This window comes from Mycobacterium sp., from assembly GCF_050701675.1.
Classification (GTDB): Bacteria; Actinomycetota; Actinomycetes; order Mycobacteriales; family Mycobacteriaceae; genus Mycobacterium.
The window spans coordinates 1-7,519 of sequence record NZ_JBOGDD010000786.1 but is presented as its reverse complement, the minus strand read 5'-3'; the positions used below and the strand labels follow the sequence as shown (position 1 = coordinate 7,519).

The window sequence follows — 7,519 nt, the reverse complement described above, 5'->3', positions numbered from 1 at the left end:
CGTCGTGACGGTGTCCTCGATGATGCACCTGATCGGCAAGATCAGCCTCAAGGACCTCAACTGGAAGTCGCGGCCGTATTCCGCGTGGCTGGCGTACGGTCAGTCCAAGCTGGCCAATCTGCTGTTCACCAAGGAGTTGCAGCGCAGGCTCGACGCCGCGGGCTCGACGGTGACCTCGCTCGCCGCCCATCCCGGGTACTCGGCCACCAACCTGCAGGGCCAGACCGGCAGCCAGTTCGGGACCAAGTTCTGGCACGCCGCCAACCGCCTCGGCACCGATGCCGCGTTCGGGGCCCGACAGACGCTCTTCGCCGCGTCCCAGGACCTGCCGGGCGACGGCTTCATCGGCCCGAAGTTCGCGATGCGGGGCCCCACCGGGCTGACCGTCCGCAGTCCGCTGGCAGCCAGCGCCAAGTCCGCGACCGCGCTGTGGGAGCTGTCCGAGCAGCTCACCGACACCAAATTTCCGCTCTGAGCAGCTGATGGGCTAATCTGGCTGACGATCACGGCGAGGGTGGACCACTCGGGCCACCGTTATCGACGGGAACCGATTCGCAGCCCCGCTGCTTCTTGTCGCCCTCACCGTGCCACCAGACGAACCGGCACAGGAGCGAACCACATGGCCAAGACAGCGGCCCACGCAGAAAACAATCTGACCGCAGCGGTCCGGACCAAGACCGGCAAGGGCGCGTCGCGTCAGGCCCGTCGCGACGGCAAGGTTCCCGCCGTCCTCTACGGCCACGGTGCCGACCCGCAGCACCTGGAGCTACCTGCCCGCGAGTTCGCCGCGGTGCTGCGCAACTTCGGCACCAACGCGGTCTTGACCCTCGACATCGACGGCACGGAAGCCCTGGCACTGCCGAAGGCGATCGAGATCCACCCGATCCGTCGCAACATCCAGCACGTCGACCTGATCATCGTCCGTCGCGGCGAGCGGGTGACCGTCGAGATCCACGTCATCGTCGAGGGCGACGCGGGACCGGACACCCTGGTCAACCAGGAGTCCAACACCATCGAGATCGAGTCCGACGCCATGTCGATCCCCGAAAACCTGACCCTGTCGGTCGAGGGCATCCGCGCGGGCACGCAGTTCCTGGCGTCGCAGATCCCGCTGCCCGACGGCGTCACGCTGATCTCCGATCCGGAGCTGCTGGTGGTCAACGTCATCCCCGCGCCGACCGCCGACGACCTGGAGTCCGAGGGCGCTGGCGATGCGGCCGACGCACCGGCAGAGGCCTCCGGCGAGTCCGAAGAGGCCGCTGCCTCCGAGTCCGAATAGCCCTCTGGTTGAGGCGAATTCGCTGACATGGCCGAACCGCTGCTGGTGGTCGGCCTTGGCAATCCCGGACCGCGGTACGCCACTACCCGGCACAACCTTGGCTTCCTCGTCGCCGACATCCTGGCCGACCGCATCGGCTCGGGCTTCAAGGTGCACAAGAAATCCGGCGCCGAGGTGACGACCGGTCGCCTCGGCGGCCGGTCGGTGGTGCTCGCCAAGCCGCGCGTGTTCATGAACGAGTCGGGGCGCCAAGTCGGTCCGCTGGCCCAGTTCTACTCGGTGGCGCCCGCGGACGTGATCGCCATCCATGACGAGCTGGACATCGACTTCGGTCGGATCCGGCTCAAGCTCGGTGGCGGCGAGGGTGGCCACAACGGGTTGCGCTCGGTCGCGTCGGCCCTTGGCACCAAGGACTTTCAGCGTGTTCGCATCGGTATCGGGCGCCCACCGGGCCGCAAGGATCCGGCCACCTACGTGCTGGAGAACTTCACCGCCGCCGAGCGGCCGGAGGTCGCCACGATCTGCGAGTTGGCCGCCGACGCATGCGAGCTGTTGATCAAGCTGGGCGTCGAGCCCGCACAGAACACCGTGCACGCCTGGCCCTGACTCCTAACCGCGGCCGGAGATCCCGCTGTCGACGACCTTGGTCGGCTTGTGCGGAAAGCGCTTCTCGGCATGCGCCTTGGCCGCGGAGTTGGGCAGGACGTAGAGGGTCTCCCGTTTGTCCTGCAGTGGCTTCAACACCAGGTCCATGAAGCCCTTCCGGTCCTCCAGGAACGGTTCGATGACGTCCTCCCCCGCCGGGCACACGGCCAGGCAGTAGGCGGCCTTGTAGTTCGCCTTGAACGACAGGCTCTGCCACATCGACGCGTTCTCCGAATCGGTGACGCGGGAACGGAAGTCGGCGGCGTCCTCACTGTCCGCTATGGTCTGCACGTAGTCGGTGAAGCCGCCCATGAACTCGCGGTAGTTGTGCACCGAGCAGGCGACGAAGTCGAACTCGCCGTCCTTGCCGATGGCGCCGACGGGGCACGCCGCTACGCACAGCTTGCATTCCAGGCACGGCGAATAGTCGAGCGGCTCACCGTAACTGGTGACCGGTGCGTCCACCAGAATGGTGGCGAGCAGGATGAAGTTGCCGAACTTCGGGTGGATCACGTTACGGTGGATGCCCATGACGCCGAGTCCGGAAGCCACGGCAACGGGTTTGTGCGCGACGACCCAGATCCGGCCGGGGAACTGATCCATCTCCATCGGGAACGTCGCCGACGGGTTGAGCGCGCGGTGCCCGGCGTCCTGCAGTGCGCGCGTGATGGTGTGCGCCGCCTCGTTGATGATCTCGCCGGTGCGGTGGAACTCCTGGTTGGCGACGCTGCGCGCGGGTGACCGGACGTTGTCGCGGTTCATTCTCACGACCAGCGAGATGTAGCTCTTGGTGCCGCGCAACGCGGAGTCGACGTGCTCGCGCTCGGAGGCCAGGGCCGGATTGTCGACGCTGGCGAAGGCGACGTCATCGGCGCCTGCGGCCAAGCAGATCCCCCGCAACCAGTCGGCGTCGATCACGCCGGGCGGTTCGCTCCTGTGGCCCATCATCTTTCGCACGGTCGGGTGATTGGCCAGTCGCGGTGAGATGCGATCGCTCATCCTAGGTATAGTACACAATACTCAGACGTGGCTATCAACACCCCACCATCGAGCCCCTACCCGCCATCAATCCGAGGTCCGACGCGCGTAGGCGCGCAGCGCGAACGGGGCCAACACGGCGGTCATCGCCAGCGACCACAGCACGGTGGCCAGCACCGGATGGTGCAGCGGCAGCTGCGCATCCGGTGGCGCGACCGGTCCGTTGCCCCACAGCTCGCGCACGGCCTGCGCCAGCGACGACACCGGATTCCACTCGGCCATCACCCGCAGCCACCTGGGCATCGGCTCGGTGGGCGCGAAGGTGTTGGCCACGAAGGTAATCGGGAACAACACCGTGAACATCACGCCGTTGACCGCCTCGACCGACCGCATGATCGACCCGATCAGGATGCCGAACCAAATCATGCCGAACCCGAACACCAGGATCAGCGCGAACGCGAGCACGGCGTCGGCGAGACCGCCCCTTATCCGCCAGCCGATGCACAGCCCCGTGATCGCCATGACGACGACGCCGATCGACGAGTGGATCAGGCTGGCCACGCTGCGACCGATGAGCACCGAGGACCGCCGGATGGGCAGTGAACGGAATCGGTCGATCACACCCTTCTCCACGTCGGCGGTGATGCCGGAGGCGACCACGAACGCCGTGAATACGATGGTCTGGGCCTGGATGCCGGGCAGCAGGAATTCGCGGTAGGACGCCCCTCCCCTGGTGGCTATCGACGCCCCGAACACGAACGCGAACAGCAGCACGAACATGATCGGCTGCAGGGTAACGTCGCTCAACATCTCCGGCATGCGCTTGGTGTGGATCATGTTGCGCTTCACCATGATCCAGGACTGCTGCACGATGTTCGTAGGTCTGGTCGGTGGCCGTTGGACAGTGCCTGGCGCCTTGCGTGCGACCGCCGTCATGCGCCGACCTCCTCATCGTCGTCCTCGGCGAGGTGACCGGTGAGCGACAGGAACACGTCGTCGAGGCTGGGCCGGGACAGCCCGATGTCGTCGACTTCGATGCCGCCGTCCTGCAACCAGCCCGCCACCAGGGTCAGGTCGGCGATGCCGTCGGCGGCCACGGTGAGCTGCCGTGCGCCGGTGTCGACGTACACCTCGGCGCCGGTCCTGGCCAGCAGCTCGCGCGCCGTGGGCAGGTCGGCCGCCTGCGACACCGTCACGACCAGGCTGGCGTTGCCCGCCTGCTGCTTGAGTTGCAGCGGAGTCCCGTTGGCGATGATGCGGCCGTGGTCCATGACGACGATGTCGTCGGCCAGCTGGTCCGCTTCCTCCAGATACTGCGTGGTGAGCAGCAGCGTCGTGCCGCCCGCGACCAACTCACGCAGGACGTCCCACAGGTCGCTGCGGCTGCGAGGGTCCAGTCCGGTGGTCGGTTCGTCGAGGAACAGCACCGGCGGTGATGCGATCAGACTGACGGCCAGGTCGAGCCTGCGCCGCATACCGCCGGAGTACGACCGAACCGGCCGATCGGCGGCATCGGCGATGTCGAACTGCGCCAGCAATCGGTCCCCGAGCCGTTTGATCTCCCTGCGCCCGATGCCGTAAAGGCCGCCGATCATCCGGATGTTCTCGCGGCCGGTGAGCAGCTCGTCGACCGTTGCGGCCTGCCCGGTGAGCCCCATGTTGCGACGAACCATGTCGGGTTGGGTGCGGACGTCATACCCGGCCACGCGGGCCGTTCCGCTGGTCGGCTCCGACAGCGTCGTCATCATCCGCACGGTGGTGGTCTTGCCTGCGCCGTTGGGCCCGAGAAGGCCAAGGACCGTGCCCTGGGGCACGGTGAAGCTGACGCCGTCGACGGCCGGCCTCTGATTCGCGGCACCGAACCTCTTGACGAGATCGATGGCCTCGATGGCCGGGGTGGTCATGGTGCAACCGTAGCGAGGCACCCCGGACCGCCGACCATTGCTTTTCCTGCACATGGAGTTTCAGACCCCCCGCAGCCACCGAACTCATCATGGCGGCTATCTACACTCGATGTGGTGCTGGTGTGGATCAACGGGGCCTTCGGGTCGGGAAAGACACAGACCACCTTCGAGATCCTGCGTCGCGCACCCGATGCGCACGTGGCAGATCCCGAACTCATCGGCTTCGGCATCCACCGGATGTTGCCGTCGAGCGCCCGCAGCGACTTCCAGGACCGGCCGCAGTGGCGATCAGCCGTGGTGGCCACCCTCGCCGATGCGGTGCGGGCGCACGACGGACCGGTGCTGGTGCCGATGACCCTGGTGGAACCGGCGTACTTCGACGAGATCATGTCCGGACTGCATGCGGCCGACGTCGACGTGCGCCACTTCTCCCTGATCGCGTCACCCGAGACCTTGCGGCGCAGGCTGCGCACCCGGTCGGGGTTCTGGCTGGCCAAGGCGACGGGACGCGAGGAGTGCTGGGCGATGCAGCAGATCGAGCGCTGTGTGACGGCGCTGGCCGACGATCGGTTCGCGGCACACGTCGCCACCGACGACCGCACCGTCGACGACGTGGTCGAGGACATCGCCGCCCGCGCCGGCGTGCCGCTCGAGCACCCGAGGTTGGGCGCTGCGCGCTACCAACTTCGTCGTGCGGCAGTGGGAATCCGCCACATCAGGGTCTGACGAGCGTGCACGCTTGCACGCGCGCAGCTGCGTGTCGCGGAGCAGACACGCACGCTCGCGCGAAAGCGGGAACTAGGTGACGAGCGAGACCGAGTTGGCGCGGCGCAGTTTGCCCGACGGCGTCTTCGGGATGGTGCCCGGCCCGAGGACCACGACGTTGCGGGGCCGCACGTCGACCTCGGAGACGACCTCGTGGGCGACCTGCTGCTCGATGCGACGCACCTCGACCGGATCCTCCCAGGCGTTGGACTCCACCGCGACGGCGAACGTCTCGCGGGAGTGGCCCGCGTCGAGCCGCACGGCGACGGCGCAGCCGGGCCGCACACCCTTGACGCGGCCGGCGGCCCGCTCGATGTCGGTCGGATAGATGTTGCGGCCGGCCATGATGATGACGTCCTTGACGCGACCACAGACCACGACGTGGCCGTTCTCCATCTGGTAGCCGAGGTCGCCGGTGTCATACCAGCCGTGCTGGTCCTGCGCGGGCAGGAAGCCGCCCATCGTGATGTAGCCGGGGGTCAGGGACTCACCACGCAACTCGATCACGCCGACGCCGCGCGCGGGCATGACCTCGCCCGTCTCGTCGACGACGCGGGCCTCCAGGTCACGCAGCAGCGGGCCGAGCGAGGCCAGGCGCCGGGTGTTGCCCTTGGTCGCGGGGACGGCGCGCCGCAGCGCGGCCAACAGGTCGGCGTCGACCTCGTCGACCACGAGGCCTGCGCCGCACTCCGAGAAGGACACCGCCAGTGTCGTCTCGGCCATGCCGTAGGCGGGCAGGATCGCGTTGGGACTCAGGCCGAAGGGCTTGCCCGCGTCCAGCAGGTCCTCCACGTCGGCGGGCTCGACGGGCTCGGCGCCCGACAGCGCGAATCGCAGCGTCGAGAGGTCGAACTGCCCCGGCTCGGCCTGGTTGCGCAACCGCTTGGCGAACAGCGCGTAGGCGAAGTTGGGCGCCGCGGTCATGGTGCCCTTGTACTTGTCGATGAGCTTGGCCCAGAGCAGCGTGTCGCGCAGGAAGTCCATCGGCGTGACCTTGACCAGCTCGGCGCCGAAGTACATCGGGATGGTCAGGAAGCCGACCATGCCCATGTCGTGGAAGCAGGGCAGCCAGCTGACCATGACGTCCTTGGTGACGTCGTACTCGGCGCCGATGAACATGGCCTCGGCGTTCGAATAGATGTTGCGGTGCGTGATCTGGACGGCCTTGGGCGACCCGGTTGAACCCGATGTCAACTGCATCAGTGCGAGGTCGTCCTCGTCGGTCTCGACGGGGTCGATCGGCTCGGCGGCGAGGAGGTCGGCGATCTTGAGGACCTTGATGCCCTTCTCCTCGAGCACCGGAACGGCGACGAGGAAGGGCTCGGAGACGATGACCGCCTTGGCCTCGATCATCCCGATCACGTTCATGGTGTCCTCGGCCCACACGACCAGGTCGGTGCGAGGAGTGGGCTGGTGCAGCATCGTGAGGCTCGCGCCGCGCATCCAGAGCGCCTGGGCGGTCGGAGCGATCTCGACCGGGAAGCCTGCCAGCACGCCGATGGCGTCACCCGGTCCGACGCCGCCTTCGGCGAGGCCGCCTGCGATGTGCCTCGCCCGCTCGTGAACCTCACCCCAGCTGTGACGCACCGGCTCGTGGGGCTCACCGGTGACCATGCCGGTGGTGACAGTCCGAGCGTTGCGGTACATCTTGTCGGTAAACCTGCTCACGACAACCTCCTGGGTCTGAGGAGCGCAGCAACGGCTCCTGTGTCGGCTTCTGTGCTGCCAAAGCCGACGCGCGCTTTTCCATGTTCTACCTGTTCATGCCCGCACTCCATGGAGGACGCGCACACGATTGGGGCGAGATTTCGTATCGAAACGGTTGTTGAGGAGGTCGTGTCGCAGGCCTCCCGAAGAAGCCGCGACGGGTTTGCCCTGGCGATTCTCTTCCGTCCGGCGGTACCGCTGTCGATACCCCCACCGTAGGCCCCGGCGGGAGAAGTCATCG

Annotated in this window: 8 protein-coding genes; 4 read left to right on the top strand and 4 right to left on the bottom strand. The window is 67.3% G+C overall.

Annotated elements, in window-relative coordinates; translation table 11 throughout:
* From ACRDUX_RS24115 to pth, 3 genes are all read left to right on the top strand, one after another.
* Positions 1-475 (top strand): Rossmann-fold NAD(P)-binding domain-containing protein (locus ACRDUX_RS24115; protein ID WP_526417249.1); only part of this gene is annotated, 475 nt, incomplete at its 5' end.
* Between the two features lie 144 nt (positions 476-619).
* Complete coding sequence (locus ACRDUX_RS24110) at positions 620-1,279, top strand: 50S ribosomal protein L25/general stress protein Ctc (RefSeq protein WP_526417247.1); 660 nt, start codon at positions 620-622, stop codon at positions 1,277-1,279.
* Between the two features lie 27 nt (positions 1,280-1,306).
* Entirely contained in the window at positions 1,307-1,885 is a 579-nt protein-coding gene (gene pth / locus ACRDUX_RS24105; protein ID WP_526417245.1) for an aminoacyl-tRNA hydrolase, read from the top strand.
* Positions 1,886-1,888: 3 nt separating this feature from the next.
* Here pth and ACRDUX_RS24100 read toward each other — a convergent pair whose 3' ends face one another.
* The 3 genes from ACRDUX_RS24100 to ACRDUX_RS24090 form a co-directional block, all read right to left on the bottom strand.
* Positions 1,889-2,923 (bottom strand): epoxyqueuosine reductase, encoded by a 1,035-nt coding sequence (locus tag ACRDUX_RS24100; RefSeq protein WP_526417243.1) that lies wholly within the window; start codon positions 2,921-2,923, stop codon positions 1,889-1,891.
* A 66-nt stretch (positions 2,924-2,989) separates the two neighbouring features.
* Complete coding sequence (locus tag ACRDUX_RS24095) at positions 2,990-3,838, bottom strand: ABC transporter permease (RefSeq protein WP_526417241.1); 849 nt, start codon at positions 3,836-3,838, stop codon at positions 2,990-2,992.
* Positions 3,835-4,806, bottom strand: a complete 972-nt coding sequence (locus tag ACRDUX_RS24090; RefSeq protein WP_526417239.1) for an efflux ABC transporter ATPase subunit, DrrA-related — start codon at positions 4,804-4,806, stop codon at positions 3,835-3,837. The genes ACRDUX_RS24095 and ACRDUX_RS24090 overlap by 4 nt, the downstream gene beginning before the upstream one ends.
* 114 nt (positions 4,807-4,920) lie before the next feature.
* Between ACRDUX_RS24090 and ACRDUX_RS24085 the strand changes: the two genes are divergently transcribed.
* A complete protein-coding gene (locus tag ACRDUX_RS24085; RefSeq protein ID WP_526417237.1) occupies positions 4,921-5,532 on the top strand; it encodes an AAA family ATPase in 612 nt (203 codons plus the stop codon).
* A gap of 72 nt (positions 5,533-5,604) precedes the next feature.
* On the opposite strand, the gene ACRDUX_RS24080 is transcribed toward ACRDUX_RS24085, so the two are convergent.
* Positions 5,605-7,239 carry a fatty acyl-AMP ligase gene (locus ACRDUX_RS24080; RefSeq protein WP_526417235.1) on the bottom strand — a complete coding sequence of 545 codons (1,635 nt, stop codon included), beginning with the start codon at positions 7,237-7,239 and terminating at the stop codon, positions 5,605-5,607.
* Between the last annotated feature and the right edge of the window lie 280 nt (positions 7,240-7,519).